General features: G+C 47.2%; 19 protein-coding genes. 7 read left to right on the top strand and 12 right to left on the bottom strand.

Going from position 1 to position 17,728, the window contains the following annotated elements:
* Positions 1–345: 345 nt before the first annotated feature.
* The 6 genes from EYR25_RS08125 to EYR25_RS08100 all read right to left on the bottom strand — a co-directional run bounded on the left by EYR25_RS08125 (position 346) and on the right by EYR25_RS08100 (position 5,348).
* The gene (locus tag EYR25_RS08125; protein WP_133179225.1) at positions 346–957 is read right to left on the bottom strand and encodes a thiol:disulfide interchange protein DsbA/DsbL; all 612 of its coding nucleotides are present in this window, start codon (positions 955–957) and stop codon (positions 346–348) included.
* Between the two features lie 127 nt (positions 958–1,084).
* Entirely contained in the window at positions 1,085–2,122 is a 1,038-nt protein-coding gene (locus tag EYR25_RS08120) for a serine/threonine protein kinase (protein WP_133179223.1), read from the bottom strand.
* Between the two features lie 10 nt (positions 2,123–2,132).
* Positions 2,133–2,426 carry a DUF3630 family protein gene (locus tag EYR25_RS08115; protein ID WP_133179221.1) on the bottom strand — a complete coding sequence of 98 codons (294 nt, stop codon included), beginning with the start codon at positions 2,424–2,426 and terminating at the stop codon, positions 2,133–2,135.
* An 11-nt stretch (positions 2,427–2,437) separates the two neighbouring features.
* The gene (locus tag EYR25_RS08110) at positions 2,438–3,892 is read right to left on the bottom strand and encodes a protein adenylyltransferase SelO (protein WP_133179219.1); all 1,455 of its coding nucleotides are present in this window, start codon (positions 3,890–3,892) and stop codon (positions 2,438–2,440) included.
* Positions 3,893–3,903: 11 nt separating this feature from the next.
* Complete coding sequence (locus EYR25_RS08105) at positions 3,904–4,215, bottom strand: hypothetical protein (RefSeq protein WP_023266006.1); 312 nt, start codon at positions 4,213–4,215, stop codon at positions 3,904–3,906.
* 203 nt (positions 4,216–4,418) lie between these two features.
* Entirely contained in the window at positions 4,419–5,348 is a 930-nt protein-coding gene (locus EYR25_RS08100; RefSeq protein WP_133179217.1) for a hypothetical protein, read from the bottom strand.
* 252 nt (positions 5,349–5,600) lie between these two features.
* Here EYR25_RS08100 and EYR25_RS08095 point away from each other — a divergent pair, with 252 nt between their 5' ends.
* The 4 genes from EYR25_RS08095 (at position 5,601) to EYR25_RS08080 (ending at position 8,172) form a co-directional block, all read left to right on the top strand.
* On the top strand, positions 5,601–5,960 hold the full coding sequence (locus EYR25_RS08095) for a DsrE/DsrF/TusD sulfur relay family protein (protein WP_023266004.1): 360 nt from the start codon (positions 5,601–5,603) through the stop codon (positions 5,958–5,960).
* 104 nt (positions 5,961–6,064) lie between these two features.
* Positions 6,065–6,466, top strand: a complete 402-nt coding sequence (locus EYR25_RS08090) for a nitrous oxide-stimulated promoter family protein (RefSeq protein ID WP_133179215.1) — start codon at positions 6,065–6,067, stop codon at positions 6,464–6,466.
* A 54-nt stretch (positions 6,467–6,520) separates the two neighbouring features.
* Positions 6,521–7,453, top strand: a complete 933-nt coding sequence (locus EYR25_RS08085) for a hypothetical protein (protein WP_023266002.1) — start codon at positions 6,521–6,523, stop codon at positions 7,451–7,453.
* Positions 7,454–7,590: 137 nt separating this feature from the next.
* Positions 7,591–8,172: a YSC84-related protein gene (locus EYR25_RS08080; RefSeq protein WP_023266001.1), complete on the top strand. Its 582-nt coding sequence runs from the start codon at positions 7,591–7,593 to the stop codon at positions 8,170–8,172.
* Positions 8,173–8,247: 75 nt separating this feature from the next.
* Here EYR25_RS08080 and EYR25_RS08075 read toward each other — a convergent pair whose 3' ends face one another.
* The 6 genes from EYR25_RS08075 to EYR25_RS08050 form a co-directional block, all read right to left on the bottom strand.
* The gene (locus EYR25_RS08075; protein WP_039977508.1) at positions 8,248–8,850 is read right to left on the bottom strand and encodes a hypothetical protein; all 603 of its coding nucleotides are present in this window, start codon (positions 8,848–8,850) and stop codon (positions 8,248–8,250) included.
* An 86-nt stretch (positions 8,851–8,936) separates the two neighbouring features.
* Positions 8,937–9,974 (bottom strand): acyltransferase family protein, encoded by a 1,038-nt coding sequence (locus EYR25_RS08070; RefSeq protein WP_023265999.1) that lies wholly within the window; start codon positions 9,972–9,974, stop codon positions 8,937–8,939.
* A gap of 1 nt (position 9,975) precedes the next feature.
* Positions 9,976–11,373, bottom strand: coding sequence for a hypothetical protein (locus tag EYR25_RS08065; RefSeq protein ID WP_133179213.1), 1,398 nt, complete (start codon positions 11,371–11,373; stop codon positions 9,976–9,978).
* A gap of 179 nt (positions 11,374–11,552) precedes the next feature.
* Positions 11,553–11,903, bottom strand: coding sequence for a YkvA family protein (locus EYR25_RS08060; protein WP_133179211.1), 351 nt, complete (start codon positions 11,901–11,903; stop codon positions 11,553–11,555).
* A gap of 31 nt (positions 11,904–11,934) precedes the next feature.
* Positions 11,935–12,693, bottom strand: a complete 759-nt coding sequence (locus tag EYR25_RS08055; protein ID WP_133179209.1) for a helix-turn-helix transcriptional regulator — start codon at positions 12,691–12,693, stop codon at positions 11,935–11,937.
* A gap of 17 nt (positions 12,694–12,710) precedes the next feature.
* Positions 12,711–13,259 carry a YbhB/YbcL family Raf kinase inhibitor-like protein gene (locus EYR25_RS08050; RefSeq protein WP_133179207.1) on the bottom strand — a complete coding sequence of 183 codons (549 nt, stop codon included), beginning with the start codon at positions 13,257–13,259 and terminating at the stop codon, positions 12,711–12,713.
* Between the two features lie 473 nt (positions 13,260–13,732).
* Between EYR25_RS08050 and speFL the strand changes: the two genes are divergently transcribed.
* From speFL to potE, 3 genes are all read left to right on the top strand, one after another.
* Complete coding sequence (gene speFL, locus EYR25_RS21555; RefSeq protein ID WP_374897525.1) at positions 13,733–13,849, top strand: leader peptide SpeFL; 117 nt, start codon at positions 13,733–13,735, stop codon at positions 13,847–13,849.
* Between the two features lie 311 nt (positions 13,850–14,160).
* Positions 14,161–16,323: an ornithine decarboxylase SpeF gene (gene speF / locus EYR25_RS08040; protein WP_133179205.1), complete on the top strand. Its 2,163-nt coding sequence runs from the start codon at positions 14,161–14,163 to the stop codon at positions 16,321–16,323.
* Positions 16,324–16,408: 85 nt separating this feature from the next.
* Positions 16,409–17,728, top strand: a complete 1,320-nt coding sequence (gene potE / locus EYR25_RS08035; RefSeq protein WP_133179202.1) for a putrescine-ornithine antiporter — start codon at positions 16,409–16,411, stop codon at positions 17,726–17,728.

Raw genomic sequence — 17,728 nt, 5'->3', positions numbered from 1 at the left:
GTCCGTACTCTCCATTATCGGAAGTACGGTTTTTTTTTTGCCAAATTTCCACAGCTAGTAGAGTTTTCAGATTCATTTTGCCCGCATTTGCCTACTGCCGTGTTTCTGCAAACGTCCGTGCAACATAGTAATTATCTATAAACGGACGTTAATCAGCAGAAAGCCTGCCAAGCATGAACACTCCTTGGTATCACATACGAATATTTCGAAGTTCTGGTTCAACTATTTGCGACTATATTGCGCAAACCAATAAAAAAGGAGCTCTAGGCTCCTTTAATTTTATGCTCTCAGTATCAATCAGTTAGATTACAAAATAATGATAAAACAACGGCAATCTGGTGATCATTACTGTTTCTTGGCTAAATAGTAAGCGATATCTAACAGTTCATCGTAAGACTTGATTGCACCGGTTTCGACACGGTACTTGCCATTCACCACTAAGGCAGGCACACCTGAAATCTTCGCGTTTTCAGTATCACGCTTCATCTTCGCCATTTGCGCTTTCACCATAAAAGAGTCAGCCGCCGCATCGAAGGCCTTGCCGTCTACGCCGTTAGCCACGAACAAGGCGCGCACGTCATCACGGTTAGTGAAGTGTTGTTTCTTCTCATGGATGGCAGAAAATAGAGCCGCATCCATTTTCTCGTCCACGTTCAATTGGTGTGCAACGGCAAAGGCGCGTGACATTTCTACGCCCATTTCCTTACCGATAAAGTCAACGTGGGCTTGGTTAAATGCCACACCTTCTGGCTTTTCAGCCAAAATTTTAGGCACTACAGTTTTAGAGAAGTTGAAGCAATGTGGGCAATAGAAAGAGAAAAACTCGGTGATTTCAGGCTTAGCTGTCGCTGGGCCGTCGTTAATCACTGTGTAGTGTACGCCTTCTTTGTACTCAACTGCCGATACAGTTAATGGAGCCAATAACAGCGCTACCACCATAAGTAATGCTTTTTTCATGAATTTTCCTTAAATCAATTTTCAAAACTAGCTGGAGCCTAACATATTTCATTTTTTGAGTGTAACTCAAGCCAAGAGTTCAATCGGTTTGGGCTAATAGGCGCGTAATTCCACCCTGTTCACACATTTAGTAGGGGATCAGACTCAGCGGCGGTTCATCGAGTGCCGCGAGTTGCTCCTTAAAGGCTAAGATCTGCTGCTCCCAATACTTTTCATCCCCAAACCAGGGGAAATGCATAGGGAAAGCAGGATCCTGCCAACGCCTGCCAATCCAAGCGTTATAGTGCACCATACGTAATGCGCGTAGGGATTCAATCAAGGACAACTGCCGAGTATCGAACTCACAAAACTCTTCATAGGCCTCGAGTAATACCTCGAGTTGCAGTTGCTGCTGCGCTCTATCGCCCGTCAGCATCATCCATAAATCTTGAATAGCCGGTCCCATGCGGGCATCGTCTAAATCCACAAACCCAGGCCCATCGGGAGTCCAAAGAATATTCCCCGGGTGCAAATCCCCATGCAGACGAATAGGCGTAAAAGCTTGCTGCGCCCAAAGCTGATTCACCTTCGCCAGCACTTGCTCCACCACGGTAAAAAACGCGGGGCGCAGTGTGCTTGGCACTAAGTCTGACTGCTTTAACCAGGCTAAAGGTTCATCGCCTAAAATCTGGGGATTCAGTGGCTCACGGGCCTTAAACGTCGACTGCGCGCCGTACTGGTGTATACGACCGATAAAACGCCCAACAAATTCCAACTGCTCTAAATTATCCACCTCAAAGGGACGACCGCCGATGGAGGGAAACAGTGCAAAGCGAAAGCCATGGAAATGATGTAAGGTCTGCCCTTGCACAGATGCGGGCACCGCCATTGGGATTTCCTGCTCGGCAAGCGCGATGGCATAGTCGTGTTCTTCTTGGATCTGCGCATCGGTCCAACGATCGGGGCGATAAAACTTCACCACATAGCGTTGCCCTTCATCGCTGCGAAATTGATACACGCGGTTTTCGTAACTATTGAGCGCGAGTAGGCCTGTCTCGGGATACACCCCAAGACTCTCGATCGCATCTAAAATCAAATCCGGCGTTAAGGCTTGAAAGTCAAAGGCTGCGTCCGAATGCGTATCATCGACCGCCCCCTGAGATGGGGCTAACTTATCTTGGCTCATTGCGACTCTCTCATACATAGGACTTTAACAGTGTGGCAAGGTATTCCAGCACCTCAAAATCGGCCTCACGTTCCACACTCAGCCAACAGATATTGCCGTAAAACTCATAATTGAGCCAAAGCGAGGTGCCCTCAAACTCCAATAGCCATTGATGGCGATCCGCGCCCCATTGGCGCTCGCGCACTCGGCAGTCTAAGGCATGGGCTAATGGCTCGGCAAAGGCCTCGAAATGGTCAAAATCGATATCGCCGCTCACACTTAAGCTTAAAGCGGCCCAATCTAACTGAATGGCTTCTAATTTCATCTTTACTTCCATCAACTGCTGCACGACATAATCAGCCCTTGTCCCCAATCGGGTGGACGCTTGGCCAGATCTTCATGCTCAAATTGTTCGGCAAATGGCTGGCGCAATACTTGGTGTAAACGCTCTAGCGGCGCAAGATTCCCCTCCTCCACGGCAATAATGACCTCCTGAGCCAAATAGTTGCGCAGAATGTACTTGGGATTGACGCTATTACGCGCCTGTTGCCATGCCTCAACATCGGTAACTTTACCCAGCCGCGCCTGATAGGTCTGATACCAAGCATCAAACTCCTTGAGGTCGATAAAATCATCCCGCAGCGAAGAATGTGCACTACTAGGGTCAAGTTGACCGAAGCGGCGCCACGTGTTGCTGTAATCCAGCTGATTTTTCTCCATCAGCACGGTAAAGCCGCCAATCAGTTCTAAGTCCTGCTGATCCTGCTCGGCTGTCGAATTAGCTCGCGCAGCCAGCCCTAACTTAGCGCGCATCAGCATCAAATAATGCTGCACTAGAGCATGCTGATATTGATTCAAGGCGGCAATTAAATCATCGGACGGGATCACAGGCGTCAACGCCTGTGCTAAACGTTGCAGGTTCCACAGGCCAATGCCGGGCTGCTGACCAAAGGCGTAACGTCCCTCAGGATCGGAATGATTGCAAATAAAGTCTTCTTGGAAGGTATCGAGGAAGGCAAACGGGCCAAAATCGAAACTGTCCCCCAGAATCGACATATTGTCGGTATTCATCACCCCGTGGGCAAAGCCGATGGCCTGCCAATGGGCGATGAGCTTAGCGGTATCTTGTACTACCTGCAAAAACCAGGCTTTATAGCCCGCCAGATCGCAGCTCAAATGCGGATAGTGCTGCTTCAAGGTAAAGTTGAGCAACTGCGTCAGCTTATCGGCTTGACCACGCTCGCTATGGCAGAAAAATTCGAAATGACCAAAGCGGATATGGCTGCGCGCCAAACGCACGGTAATGGCTGCGGTTTCTTGGCTCTCACGCCAGACGGGCATATCAGAGCCAATCACCGCCAATGCTCGGGTCGTCGGCACACCTAAATGATGCAGCGCTTCGGAAACCAGAAACTCCCGCACCGCTGAGCGCATCACGGCTCTGCCATCTCCATGGCGAGAATAGGGCGTCGGCCCGCCGCCTTTGAGCGCCACATCCCAAGCGCCTTGGGGGCCCAATGCCTCACCCAAGATAATCGAGCGACCATCGCCTAATCTAGGCGTATAGCCACCAAACTGATGGCCACTGTACACCTGCGCATAATAACTTGCGCCCTCAACGGCGGCGTTACCCGATAATCCCTGCAATAATGCATCCGTCGGCTGTTGCAAGTCGATTAACTTGGCGGCATCTTCACTCCACGCCAGCCAATGGGGATTGCTTATTCCCTGCGGATAGACTTGAGCGTAAAACTCAGGCAACTGGGTAAAAAAATCCTGTTTAAACTTCATCAATGCTTTTCCTATTGAACGAGCTGCTTACACACGAGCACGGACTTGTCGTTAAACTCGCACTGCAGGCCACATTGATAGACGCCGGCACCGCTGGCCTCGAAACCACTCACACCCGATCCCGTTAAGCGTTGTAACCCTTGGGCTTTGCGTTGGCATTGTTCGAGGGTGTCGTAATAACCATTGATATCATCGGTTTGTAATGGCGTCGTTGGCAGTGAGGTCGCCGCAGGATAATAGAATAGCGTCCATTCGGGGGTTTTAGTGCAACCACTCAAGCCAAGGCTGAGGCAGGCAAACAAGATGGCCAAGGATAATTTCATTTTGACAATTCGGTTAAAACAGCTCGCAACACACTTCATAAAAATAGCCCATAAAAAAAGCGAACCTTAGTTCGCCTTTGCGCGGTAAGTATCAGGATTCTACACGGCTTTACCCAGTTAAATAACCGCTTTTCGGCTAAGGGTATCTCAAGCGCATTGTTAAGCGCGTTTGAGCGCCAAAGCTCGAATTCTACAATCCGACCTTAGGCCGTCACCGCTTTCGCCTGCGCCTTCTCGATACGGCTAATTCGTCCTTCAAATCCCGTGACTGTGCCATCCGTTAAACCAAGTTTGATCGCCTCTTGGCAGAGCGCAATTGCTTTATCAAAGTCTTGGGTATCGTTTAACAGGGTCGCAAGCTGCATGAAACCTGGGGTTTTAAGCTCAAGATCTTTGGGCTTTTCGGCATTTGCACTGTGGAATAACGCAAGATACAACCCATGCAGCGCTGCACCATAGGCTAAATATTCGGCCGATTTGCGCTGCTTATAGCACTCGCCAATCACGTTTTGTAACGCGTTATAGCGCGCCAGCACCGTCTCTGCACTTTGGTATTCTTCCGCTGCACGTTGCAGGGTCACGTTTGCCCAAGGACCAAGTTCTGCAAGCGAATCATCTTTTACCAAGAGAGTGTTCGCTACCTCAGGCGAACTCTCGGTGCTTTCTTTAGCCTTAACTGGGCTGTCGACGACTACTGGCTCTTCTTGGGCCTCACTCGCCTTGGTGACCGGAGCTTCATCTTTAGGAGAGACAGGCTGCGTCGTTGTAGCCTCTTTGTCATCGGTAGAATGAACATCCGCGACGATAATCACGCTATCACTATTGGTTGAAGCAGAGATGTCGGCATCGATAATATCTTCACTCAACTCGACGCGATTAGCTGGCTCAATTTCCCTTGGCATTAATTCGACTTCGGGTGCTTTAGCCTCAGAAGCATCTGCTGACTCGTTCGTCGCAGCAGGAGCAATGTCAGGCGTAGGTTCAGCCTCATCGGGCGAAGCGCTTGTATCCCTTGTCTTTTCGGTTGATTTCTTCGCCATCATTGCCTCTTGTTCTTCCTTCGCCAAGCGCTGGGCACGACGAAATAAAAACACTCCGATAGCGATCAGTATAAAAACGACCAAGACCTTCATTCTTCTTCACCTTTAATGGCTGCTTCCCATCAGAAGCGATTGCAGTTGGCTTGCCAGGGCGACTCAATAACCTGAAGCTAGCAAGGGATTCTGTCCAAAAGTTGAGCAGAGATTAACCGCTATTAAAGTCCATAGTGTCTGTGTAAATCAAGTATTTATGCCGTTTTATCCGATCTTGCGCGCAAATCGACGGGCGCAATTAGGCTAGACTGTTAGGGTTTATGACCATTTGCAAAAATTAAGGAAAGCCTAATGCAAAAAATTCTGATCGTTGCCCACGCCAGCCCCTATGGCACTGAAAAACTCTTCAATAGCCTCCGCATTGCGTTAGCATTGAAGGACCAAACCGAGCAACAAGTTGATTTAAAAATCTTTTTAATGTCAGATGCGGTGTTTGGCGCCCTTAAACATCAAACAACTCCTGACTTAAGCTACAACCTACAACAGATGTTTGAGATCCTAAGCGCTCAGCAAGTCCCGATTTTACTCTGTAAAACCTGCGCACAAGCACGCGGTGTGAATATGGAGATGCTACTCGAAGGCGCACAAATTGGCACTTTGCAGGATCTCACTCGATGGACGTTGGATGCCGATAAGGTGATGCATATTTAAAGTCCTATTTTGTGCGCATCTTCATAAATTGACACTTCAATTTTGAACAAGCCCGCGCCGCTGCTTATTATGGGATTAACCGAGTAACAGACTAAGGTATTCCCATGGACTCAGCGGCCCTACTCACAGGTAAACTGCGCTACGAACATGAAACCATTAGCGCGATGGCAAAGATCTATTGCAAAGCTAAGCACCAAGGCCAAACGGCATCCGGCCTGTGTGAAGAGTGTTTAGCGCTGTTAGAATATGCCGCCATTCGCCTCGATCGCTGCCCCTACGGACAAGATAAACCTACCTGTAATAAATGCCCTGTGCACTGTTATAAACCCGCACAAAAGGCGCAGGTCAAAGAGATCATGATTTTCGCTGGCCCACGAATGCTGTTACCGCATCCCATTCGTGCAATCAAACACTTACTGGCAGAGCGTCAACCAGTACCCGCATCTGTGCCCGAGGCGGCATCTAATCGCCATCAGCGAATCGCAATTTCAAATAAAAATATCTAGGAACACTTTTTCGCCTCGAATTTCCCTGTTATAACAGGGCGTCGAGGTGACAAAATGAACGAATTTAATACGTTTTTTGCTCAAGCCTATTGGTGGTTATCCCTATTTGGTGGCTTACATTGCCTCGCGTTAGCTATTTATATTCGCTATTTCTACCCCGCGGGAAGCAATCAAAAACTACTCGCTGCATTTTTGAGTTTAATCGGTCTGTATTTCCTGACGGGCATGCTCAATCGCGATAACACGCCGATCCCTATCCATGTGTTATTTAACCTGATCACTCCGATTTACTTCTTACTTATGCCCCTGCTCTACCTCTACTGCAAACGTAGTCTTGAGCAAAGTACTGAACCTATCGGATTATCTTTCCACTATTGGCCTGCCCTAATTACCTTGCTCCTCGCCATAATGGATATCATTTGGCGGTTGAATCTACACAAAAACGCGATTTGGTTTCAGGCGGAGTTTTTTAATAATCCTCAGTCTATCGATTTAAGCCATTGGAGCTTGGCTTTGCCGTTACTGCTTTTTGCACAAACCGCAAGCTATTTTGTGGCGCTATGGCATCTACTCCAACGATATAAATTGGGTCACTTGCAACTGAGCGATGCACCACAAGATACGTTAAAATTAATTCGTTTCCGTTGGCTATTCGGTCTCACCATTGCAATGCTGCTTAACTGGTTATTAAGAGTATTTGTGGTGGTATTGCCCTTTTATCTTGGAGATTCACTGTCGACCCTATCCCATGCGCTGCCACGCTTAAGCCTGCTGCTAAGTTTTTACCTGCTGGCGGCTTATGGCCTCAAGCAAATCACCCGTAGCGCCTACCTAAGAGGGCATTTATCAGCCCCGCAGCCTAAAACTGCCCCCCAATCTTCAGAGATACTCACACCCGAAGAGTTTGAATTTATTCAACAACTGCAACAGGAATCGACCGATAACAAAGAAAAATCGACCGATACGCCCCCAAAGCCACAGAACTAAAGCGGCACTTAACAATCAAAACAGGCAATATGCCACACTGAAAAACTGAACCCGAGCTGACACAAACTCAGCTTTAGGCTGTCATTTGTTAAAACAAAGGGTAGTCTGATGGAACCGAAGAACAAAGGAAGAACGCCATGAAATCATTTTTATCCCTTATCGCCGCATCAACTTGCCTTATTGCCAGCTTTATGGCTCCCGTAGCAACAGCTGATGATAGCTACACAGAAGCCTTAAAGAATTTTCACCAAGCAAAGGAAACCCGCAAATTTTTTGATACCGCCTATGGCTATGCCCTCTTCCCCACTGTAGGTAAAGGCGGAATTGGTATTGGCGCAGCTTACGGCAAAGGTCGCGTCTTTCAAGCGGGGCAATATATGGGAGACTCTAGCCTGACCCAACTTTCTATCGGTTTTCAGCTAGGCGGACAAGCCTATAGCGAAATCATCTTCTTTAAGGATGCGAAATCCTATAATGAGTTCACCAGCGGCAGTTTTGAGTTCGATGCCCAGGCCTCGGCCGTTGCCATTAATATGGGCGCCAATGCCAAAGCGGGCACTACAGGCAACTCAGCAGGTGCAGGCCAAGCGGGTGGCAATCAATCGGCTACCGCAGCCTATATCAATGGCATGGCGGTATTTACCGTTGCCAAGGGCGGATTAATGTTTGAAGCAGCACTAGCAGGGCAATCCTTTACCTTCGAGCCTAGAGGCAACTAAGCTTTAGTCGTGTCGTCCCCATAAAAACCTCCTATCCCACAGGGCTAGGAGGTTTTCTTTTATCCTCGATTGCGCTTACTCATGTCCCCAAGGGGCTGGCGGCAAAGGTTGCGGTTGGCTCAAATCAAAATCCACTTGGAAATGACGATTCTCGCGAGTTAAAAGGTAGCTGAAGGTACTTGGGGTAACCTCCATATGCCACACATTGGTGACTGACTTGGTCAGGCCGTTCTGCATAAAGTTATCAATCGATGCCTGATCGATGGGGAATGACTGCTTTTGGCTGCTGCCGACACTCGCCGTATCGCCGCCATACATAGTCACTTTATCTTCCGTCCCGTCTTGATGGCGGTGATCATGCTTTAACCTTAAACCTTGAGTCGTTTTCGTGATCACCCAAGTACGAGAGTGGTCATCACCGACATGGAACGGAATTTTCAGCTCAGTGTCACTGCATTCGCGCACATGCATCACCAGCGCTTTATCACGAAAAGCCGCATCGGCACTGTCCGTTGACACTACTTTACCCGCAAAGGCTTTACCGCAATGGGATGCTAATTGATTGAAGAAAGTCTCTTGCGCCATGGCAAGTGCAGGTTCGGTCGCCGCATGGGCAAATACAGGCGTCGCCATCATAAGGCCGACGATTCCAAGGCGTGTTAGGGTGATAGTTTTCATTATGTTTTCCATGGAAAATTCGATGAAAAACACGCTAACACAGGGGAATAAATTTAAACTTAATTCCCCTGTTTAGCTTAAAGGTGTTACCAACCGATATACAGGCGAGAACGGTTGCCTAAGCGTTTTTTGATAAAGCGTGCCGTGACAATACTGCCCACCATCAGGAAGGTAAAAATCGCCGCCGAAAACAGGATACTGGTGACAGCAGACCCAGGCGGGAAACGGAAACGGAATATCGTTGCAGTGGTATTAAACAACATATCAAACAACGGATGGATAAAGAAAATCGCAAAGCTCATCTCGGCGGTTTCGACTAACCAAGGGATGCGACTGCGTTTCGACAACCAATCACAAAAGTTAAGCACTAACACACACAGACTTAGCTTTTGGATAAACTGCCAGTCGATGCCGTTATATTCAAACGGCGCCTTATGGTAGTTACCAATGTGCTGCACTATGTAACTCTGTTCAACCAAACTCACAACAAGGAAAATCCCTGCTAATGCACTCAAAATCGAGCCATAGCGCGTCACAATATGTTCATCTTGGGAATATAAAATACCAATCAAATAGAAAGGCATAAAATACACCACTGAGTGGATAAAGTTGACGTTACCTATGGGACGGTGGAGCAGAATCGCCACCACACAACTCAGCACGAATAGGGTCCAACGCATTTGCTGCGAGCAGCGGATAAACCACAAAAACACTGGCGAGAATAAAAACACCGCCATGATAAACGGGATATACCAGTGCGGATACAAGATGTAGCCATTTCGTACGGTATAAAAAATACTGAGCAACAACTGTTCAAGTGGCTGATGCTCCATAAAAATCCAGCGTAAACTTAAGCAGAATAAGCCAACAGCGGAAACCACTAAGAAGGGATAAAGCACATTTTGCACTTTATTCTTCATAAACTTACCGTAATCGAAATCCTTATAAAAAATCCGATGAAAAAAATAACCAGAGATAAACACGAACAACGCCGTGCCTCCCCTGAGTAAATTTTCCAGCAATAACGGAAACCCTTCCCCAGAGTTATAAATGCTATGCCCAAGCACGATGAAAATAATCGCGATGCCGCGCATGTAGGTAAATTCGAGCTGATTTTTTCTCATATTAATTCATCGCACAGTAGAGGGTTCTTCCCTCAACAACACTTGCAGAAACCCGGATGGTGCCATGGATTTCCGGCTCATTGAACACCAAATACTGACCTTCGCGCTGAAAGGTGAACCCCAAAGGTAACAGAGTTGCGGCCTCAATGCCCTCACAATAATTCTGTAAGGGCACATCCAACAAAGGGCTGCCACTCACATTTAAGTTACTGAATTGTGAACTCATACCTAAATAGGCTTGGGTCATTTCTTCTTGATAGGGCACCACATAAAACCCGGAGCGCACCTCACCCACATCGATAAAACTGCTGCTATCGCTCACACTCGGCATCACCAATAACGGCACTTTCGGGTCCTGCACATCCTTAAGTAACTGGGTCAGTTTTTGCTCCGTCGCCGGATAGTAGGCCAGCATATCCTGCAGCCGTTTCTTCTGCGTCATATTCTGCCCAACAGGAGGCGCAATCGGCTTGATTCGGCTCAGCAGTAAATCCACGGGCAACATGCCCGACATCACCGACTCTTTCCACACATAGGCATCTTGAGTGCTATCGAGCAATATGCCAGCCAGTGCGCCGATATTCTCGGCCTCGGCTGTCCAGCCGCCAAGCATTTGCTGCTGTTGATAATAATCCTGCACATATTGCAACAGGATTTGCTGATAGCCGAGGTAGGACTGGTTTTGACTTAAGAAGCGCGCACCAGCAATTAACTCGACATAACGCGCGCTGCCTTCAATTAAGTCATTTACATAACTGACTCTATCTTCATTGGGAGCCGCTTGCCGCCACACTTGTAGCCAGTATGCGGCATGGCCCAAATACAACGCCTGCTGCTCGGGTTGTTTTAAGGCCGACATCAAGGCATTAAACAGTTGTAAACGATAATAGCGGGCATCGAGGTTTAGCGGATAAACCTCGCCTTCATATCGACGCGCATCCTCTAACACCCGCCACTCGGACTGGGCATAAAAATGAAACGCCTCGTGCACACTGTTGCCCGCCCAAATCACAAAAGGTAAATCGGCGGTTTTAGTCGTGCTGTCGAATTGAATCGTCGGCGACTCAAGCTGGATAAGCACACCCGCTTGCCCTTGATATTGCGGGAAACCAAAGTTAATCGACAGCCCAGAGTGCAAGTTAACCGACTCTAACACGCTGTTGTCTTGGATAATTTCACCGCCGGGTTGGCGCAACCACACATTGCCTGCATAGCTGAAGAGGTGCACTTTATCGTCGAGACGAAATCCTGGCCACAGGGCTTCACTCTGGCGACTGGTCTGAGCCATAAAATCGAGGTACAGGCGGGCGAGTTGTTCTGGCGAGGCCTTATCGGCGAACACGGGGGGGGCGGCAGAGACTCCTAAAAACCACAGGATCACCGCCATAATATTTTTCATTTCTTTGCCTAAACACACACAATGGGTTCACAAAACAGCGCTAGCATATAGCGCAATGAACCAATAGTGAAACGTTTCAAAAAAAATATTTTTAGTCTTAAAAAACTAAGGGAAAGCCTATTCATTAACCACTAATAAAATCATATTTTTAGCCTACTAAGTTGCCGCTATTTTCGCGACTAAGGCTTAGGCTCAGCGGGCTCATCACCAAACCACAGCGCCAACTTATCCGCTGCTTGGGATTTAACCTCATCATCAATATAGAGCATAACCATTGTGAGTGCGGCCGCTAAGGCCCCCAAGTCATCGGTAAAACCTACTAAAGGTGTCAAATCCGGGATCGCATCCAAGGGCGAGATAAAGTAAGCCAAGGCCCCAAAAATCACTGTCTTGGCCCACTTAGGCGTATTGGGCTTTTGCGCCGCATAATAAAGCCACAGGGCACGCTCAACCACCTCACGCCCGGCTTGGCGACCAAACAGTTTGATTTTGTTCCAAAAACCAGTTTCAGTGAATTGTTCTTCTGCCATGTCGACTCCTTGTAATGACGATCAACGTAGCTCACAGTGTACGGCGATACGCGGCGGGTGTCAGGCCAAAAGCCTGTTTAAAGCGCGCCGAGAATTTTTCTGCCGATAAATAGCCGCAGGCCAAGGCAATTTGCAGCACGGAATCCGTAGAGTTTTGCAACAGGGTTAAGCCCTGACACAAACGCACTTCGGCGAGCAATTGCCTAAAGCTAGTGTCTTCCTGCGCCAATTTACGTCTTAAACTGGCACTGCTCATATGCAACTTGTCGGCGACATCCTCTTGTTGCCATGGGGCTGAAGGATGTTGTCCCAATAAGCCCAGCACCGCTTGACTCACATTCGCAGGTTTATGACTGTAGAGCCAATTGACGCTCGCTTGCTGCGGCAGACTGAGCAGCAAGGCAGCTAAATAATGCATCTGTACCGACGTGGGTAGTGCCAAAGTCAGGCTGTGCAATAACGCATTCCAGGCAAAATCGACCGAGCGTGAAATTGTTTGCGTGGGTTTAGGTATCTGCCTGTCGGTCGCCGCCAGCATAACGCCCGAGGGCAACTCATAGGGCAAGAGGAGTTGCACCGCTCGGTAGCGTCCACTCATCGGCCGATTGACGAAGCTGATATGGCTTCCGGCGGGTAACAGTAATAGCTGGTCGGCATTCACGGCGAGGGTATCATCTTGCCAAAGCAACGACTTTTCCCCTTGGATTACACGGATAATCGAGGGCTGATGCACTGGCACCTGCGAAAGTGACTGCGCCAGTTTAGAGTCGTATTCAAACATGCGGATCATGCATCAGCCCTGCACTATTAACGCTGATATACAGCGGTCAGCTTAGCGCTAGCTAAGGCCTGTGCATTAAGCATAAAGCCTAGCAGCGCGGGAGAAGCCTCTTTTGGTAACTCTAATGGTGAAGGTAGCGCCCACACAGTAAATATATATCTGTGCATGCCATGCCCCTGCGGCGGGCAAGCGCCACCAAAGTCGGTGGTGCCAAAGTCATTCTTCAGCGCAATCGCCCCTTTAGGTAAGGCGTTGGCTTTAGACCCCGCACCTTGGGCTAGCTGTTGTTGATCGCCGTTAATATTGTAAACGGCCCAGTGCCACCAACCACTGCCTGTGGGCGCATCGGGATCATAAGCCGTCACCGCATAGGCTTTTGTGCCTTTTGGCGCATCGCTCCAAGTGAGTTCGGGAGAAAGATTCTCACCATTACAGCCAAATCCATTAAACACAAATTGATTCGATAATTGCTGACCTTCGCCAATATCTTTACTCGATAAGGTCATGGCCTGCGCCGAACTAAATACCGCCGTTAATAATCCAACTCCTACTATCCACTTATGTAAATGCTTCATCACTGTCTCCTATAGATACGTAACACCGCTAATTTACGTCAGCTCCAGGTCATAAACCTGCCTCAAAACGCCAAGTTTCTTCCCTAAATGCTCAAAATTGAGAAAAAGTGTCGACTTTTTGTCATCTTTAAGCACCTAAGTGATTTTGTAAAGACATTAACTGCATTTTTATTCAAACATAGCATGCCTTATAAATTGCCAAACATATAAATACAGCGACTAGAGCGGAATTAGATATTTATTATTTATAAATTTATGCATTTTTTAATTTTAAAAATAAACTGACAATATTTACTTTCGTTATTTAGATAATGATACTTAAGGATGATTGACTGTATTTAAATAGATAGAAAATAGTGAAATAAATAATTACAGTTAATTAAAAATAAGACACGGATCATATTTTTATTGATAACACATAGATAAACTCCATACCGTAATAAAACGTATCAATCATTTTCTCTAATCTCATAATGGAGTTGTATATGAAGAGGAAATCAAAAATCATGGCACATATCCGGCGCACCAGACATATCATGATGCCTAGCCAACGCGACTATTTCGACCATTCATACATCTTCCTTCGCTAATCTTCGCGTAGGTAGTAGGCCAATTAACAGGTCTAAAGTGGTATTGCCCTTGTAAGCGCATACACTTATCGTACTGTTTTTGCAGGTTTATTATCTCGCATCTAAATCAAAGCATTCTTTAGTCAGTGCAGCCAAGCTGCGGCCAAATAATTCTCTCGGAATAAATCTATCTATTTTATTCTTGGACGACTTATAGCCTCATCATATCTGCACACGGAATAGCCATATCTAATTTAATGCCATTAATATTTTTTAATTAGGTATAGGCCAAGTTGTATCCAAAACTTTTTAAAGTAAAAGGGAAATTAACGATGAAATCATTAAAAGTTGCCGCCAGCTTATCTGTTAGATCATGTTTTGAAATAGACAGAGAAGTCGTAAATGTATTAACCACAGATTTTTGCGATGTGGGCGCGGCTGTAGTCTCTGTTGATGATGTTAAAAATGGTATTGTTGAAAAAATTAAAAATACCGGATTAAAACTGCCTATTTTCGTATCAGTTTGTTGTGAAGAAACCTTCCCAGATGATATTTGCTCTTCTATTACCGGAGTATTTGAACTCTGCGGTAGCAATACCGATTTCTATGGCAAACAGGTCGAAACCGCCGTCCAAAAATATGAGCAAGCCCTATTACCGCCTTTCTTTGGCACACTGAAAAAATACGTGGAAATGGGCAACTCCACCTTCGCCTGCCCAGGCCATCAGGGCGGTCAATTCTTCCGTAAACATCCTGTGGGTCGCCAATTTTTCGATTTCTTTGGCGAAACCATTTTCCGCTCAGATATGTGTAATGCCGACGTTAAACTCGGCGATCTATTAATCCACGAAGGTGCGCCGCTGGATGCACAAAAATACGCGGCCAAGGTCTTTAACGCCGATAAAACCTACTTTGTGCTCAACGGCACTTCTTCTTCAAACAAAGTGGCGACCAACGCACTGCTGGCTAAGGGCGACCTAGTATTATTCGACCGTAACAACCATAAATCCAACCACCATGGCGCGTTAATTCAAGCCGGTGCAACACCGATTTATTTAGAAACCGCCCGTAACCCCTTCGGCTTTATTGGCGGTATCGACGCCCACTGCTTCCAGGAGTCTTATTTAAGGGAACAAATCCGCGCCGTTGCACCTGAGCGTGCCGATGAACAACGTCCATTCCGTTTAGCGATTATCCAGCTGGGCACCTACGACGGCACTATCTACAACGCTCGCCAAGTCGTTGATCGTATTGGTCATCTATGTGATTACATCCTGTTTGACTCAGCTTGGGTTGGTTATGAGCAGTTTATTCCTATGATGAATGACTGCTCGCCTCTGCTGCTCGAACTGACACCTGAAGATCCCGGTATTATCGTGACTCAGTCAGTGCATAAACAGCAGGCAGGCTTCTCACAAACCTCGCAAATTCACAAAAAAGACTCACATATCAAAGGCCAAGCCAGATATTGCAACCATAAACGCTTCAACAACGCCTTTATGATGCATGCCTCTACCAGCCCCTTCTATCCGCTGTTTGCCGCATTGGATGTGAACGCTAAGATGCACGAAGGCGCCAGCGGCCGTTATCTGTGGCGTGAAGCGGTCAAAGCCGGCATTGAAGCTCGCAAGTTACTGCTGAAAAAATGTAAATATATCAAGCCATTTATCCCAAGCATGATCGAAGGACGCCCATGGCAGGATTATCAAACTGAACAAATGGCCGATGATTTACGTTTCTTCGAGTTTGAGCCAGGACAAAAATGGCACTCCTTCGACGGTTACGAAAAAGGCCAATATTTCGTTGACCCTTGTAAGTTCCTATTAACCACGCCTGGTATCGATGCCGAAACCGGTAAATATACTGAGTTTGGTATTCCAGCGACTATTTTGGCTAACTTCTTACGTGAAAATAATATTATTCCCGAGAAGTGCGACTTAAATTCGATTTTATTCCTGATGACGCCTGCGGAAGATATGGCAAAGATGCAGCACTTAGTGTCGCAAATATCTCGCTTCGAGAAATTAGTCGACGAAGATGCGCCATTATCGGAAGTATTGCCTACCGTCTATAACGCCAATAAAGCCCGTTATAAAGACTATACCATTCGTCAACTCTGCCAAGAAATGCACAACCTTTATGTCAGCCATGACGTAAAACAACTGCAAAAAGAAATGTTCCGTCAGGCGCATTTCCCAACCAAGGTGATGGACCCGCAGGAGGCCAATCTTGAATTTATTCGTGGCAATGTCGAATTAGTGCCACTGTCGCAAATCGAAGGTCGAATTGCCGCAGAGGGCGCACTGCCATATCCACCAGGGGTGTTATGTATGGTGCCAGGTGAAATATGGGGTGGCGCAGTACAGCGTTATTTCCTTGCCCTTGAAGAAGGCATCAACTTATTACCCGGATTCTCCCCTGAATTACAAGGTGTTTACCTCGAAAGCACCCCTGAAGGAAAAATCCAAGCCCTAGGTTATGTATTAAATAAATAATTGAAATCAGACTGCAGAGTTAATTAACCCCGCTCTGCAGTCAATTTCAACCTTCTATAATGAATTATATTATTAGGTCATTATTATGAGTAAATCAGCAAATAAAATTGGCGTTATCCAATTAACGATTATTACCATAGTCAATATGATGGGCTCAGGTATTATTATGTTGCCCACCCAATTAGCGCAAGTCGGTACTATCTCTGTGCTTTCTTGGCTTGTTACCGCTGCTGGCTCAACCGCGCTGGCCTTTGCTTTTGCTAAGTGCGGTATGTTCAGTAAAAAATCCGGTGGTATGGGCGGTTACGCCGAATATGCCTTTGGCCGCAGCGGTAACTTTATGGCGAACTACACCTATGCGGTTTCGCTACTTATCGCCAACGTCGCCATCGCTATCTCCGCCGTGGGCTATGCCGCGGTACTGCTCGAAGTGAACTTAAGCCCAATGGCTATCTGTCTTGCCACCATTGGCGTGCTTTGGTTAGCAACAGTGGCTAACTTTGGTGGCGCCCGCATTACGGGTCGCGTGAGTAGTGTGACCGTGTGGGGGATTATTCTGCCTGTAATTGGTGTGTCATTAATCGGTTGGTTCTGGTTCGACATCGACCTCTACAAAGGCGCTTGGAACCCACATGATATGCCTTTCTTCAAAGCCTTAGGCGGTTCAATCGCGATGACTTTATGGGCATTCCTTGGCTTAGAATCGGCTTGCGCTAACTCAGAGGCTGTTGATAATCCAGAGAAAAACGTACCTATCGCCGTAATGGGCGGAACCTTAGGTGCAGCACTTATCTATATTGTTTCAACCAACGTGATTGCCGGTATTGTACCCAACGCCGAGCTTGCCAGCTCAAACGCCCCATTCGGTTTAGCCTTTGCGCAAATGTTTAGCCCTGTGGTCGGTAAAATCGTCATGGCCTGCGCCATTATCTCCTGTACCGGCTCACTGCTGGGTTGGCAGTTCACTATCGCGCAAGTGTTTAAAGCCTCTGCCGATGAAGGTTTCTTCCCTAAAGTGTTCTCTAAGGTCAGTAAAGCCGATGCTCCAATTTGGGGTATGACTATCATCGTTTCGATTCAAACCTTGCTGTCTTTGATGACCATCAGTCCATCACTGAGCAAACAGTTTGAAGCCCTAGTGAACCTCGCCGTAGTGACTAACATTGTGCCTTACATCCTGTCGATGGCAGCCCTAGGCGTGATGCAAAAACAACTCAAAGTACCAGCGAACAAGGCCCGTGTCGCCAACGTGATTGCGATTATCGGCGCCCTGTATAGCTTCTACGCCCTCTATAGCTCTGGTGAAACCGCCGTGATGTTAGGCGCTATCGCGACCTTCTTCGGTTGGACCATCTACGGGGTGATTTCCAATAAAACACCAACAGCTGAGATCAAAGCAGCGTGA

The sequence above is a fragment of the Shewanella decolorationis genome (genome assembly GCF_004354305.1).
GTDB lineage: Bacteria > Pseudomonadota > Gammaproteobacteria > Enterobacterales > Shewanellaceae > Shewanella > Shewanella decolorationis.
This window is presented reverse-complemented; position numbering and strand designations above follow the sequence as displayed.

Coding starts and splice junctions, on each gene's coding strand:
- EYR25_RS08060 (WP_133179211.1), bottom strand. CDS start 11,903: ATGGCAGAAGAACAATTCACTGAAACTGGTTTTTGGAACAAAATCAAA.
- EYR25_RS08050 (WP_133179207.1), bottom strand. CDS start 13,259: ATGAAGCATTTACATAAGTGGATAGTAGGAGTTGGATTATTAACGGCG.
- speF (WP_133179205.1), top strand. CDS start 14,161: ATGAAATCATTAAAAGTTGCCGCCAGCTTATCTGTTAGATCATGTTTT.
- EYR25_RS08055 (WP_133179209.1), bottom strand. CDS start 12,693: ATGATCCGCATGTTTGAATACGACTCTAAACTGGCGCAGTCACTTTCG.
- EYR25_RS08075 (WP_039977508.1), bottom strand. CDS start 8,850: ATGAAAACTATCACCCTAACACGCCTTGGAATCGTCGGCCTTATGATG.
- EYR25_RS08090 (WP_133179215.1), top strand. CDS start 6,065: ATGGACTCAGCGGCCCTACTCACAGGTAAACTGCGCTACGAACATGAA.
- potE (WP_133179202.1), top strand. CDS start 16,409: ATGAGTAAATCAGCAAATAAAATTGGCGTTATCCAATTAACGATTATT.
- EYR25_RS08065 (WP_133179213.1), bottom strand. CDS start 11,373: ATGAAAAATATTATGGCGGTGATCCTGTGGTTTTTAGGAGTCTCTGCC.
- EYR25_RS08115 (WP_133179221.1), bottom strand. CDS start 2,426: ATGAAATTAGAAGCCATTCAGTTAGATTGGGCCGCTTTAAGCTTAAGT.
- EYR25_RS08070 (WP_023265999.1), bottom strand. CDS start 9,974: ATGAGAAAAAATCAGCTCGAATTTACCTACATGCGCGGCATCGCGATT.
- EYR25_RS08080 (WP_023266001.1), top strand. CDS start 7,591: ATGAAATCATTTTTATCCCTTATCGCCGCATCAACTTGCCTTATTGCC.
- EYR25_RS08110 (WP_133179219.1), bottom strand. CDS start 3,892: ATGAAGTTTAAACAGGATTTTTTTACCCAGTTGCCTGAGTTTTACGCT.
- EYR25_RS08120 (WP_133179223.1), bottom strand. CDS start 2,122: ATGAGCCAAGATAAGTTAGCCCCATCTCAGGGGGCGGTCGATGATACG.
- EYR25_RS08105 (WP_023266006.1), bottom strand. CDS start 4,215: ATGAAATTATCCTTGGCCATCTTGTTTGCCTGCCTCAGCCTTGGCTTG.
- EYR25_RS08085 (WP_023266002.1), top strand. CDS start 6,521: ATGAACGAATTTAATACGTTTTTTGCTCAAGCCTATTGGTGGTTATCC.
- EYR25_RS08095 (WP_023266004.1), top strand. CDS start 5,601: ATGCAAAAAATTCTGATCGTTGCCCACGCCAGCCCCTATGGCACTGAA.
- EYR25_RS08125 (WP_133179225.1), bottom strand. CDS start 957: ATGAAAAAAGCATTACTTATGGTGGTAGCGCTGTTATTGGCTCCATTA.
- EYR25_RS08100 (WP_133179217.1), bottom strand. CDS start 5,348: ATGAAGGTCTTGGTCGTTTTTATACTGATCGCTATCGGAGTGTTTTTA.
- speFL (WP_374897525.1), top strand. CDS start 13,733: ATGGAGTTGTATATGAAGAGGAAATCAAAAATCATGGCACATATCCGG.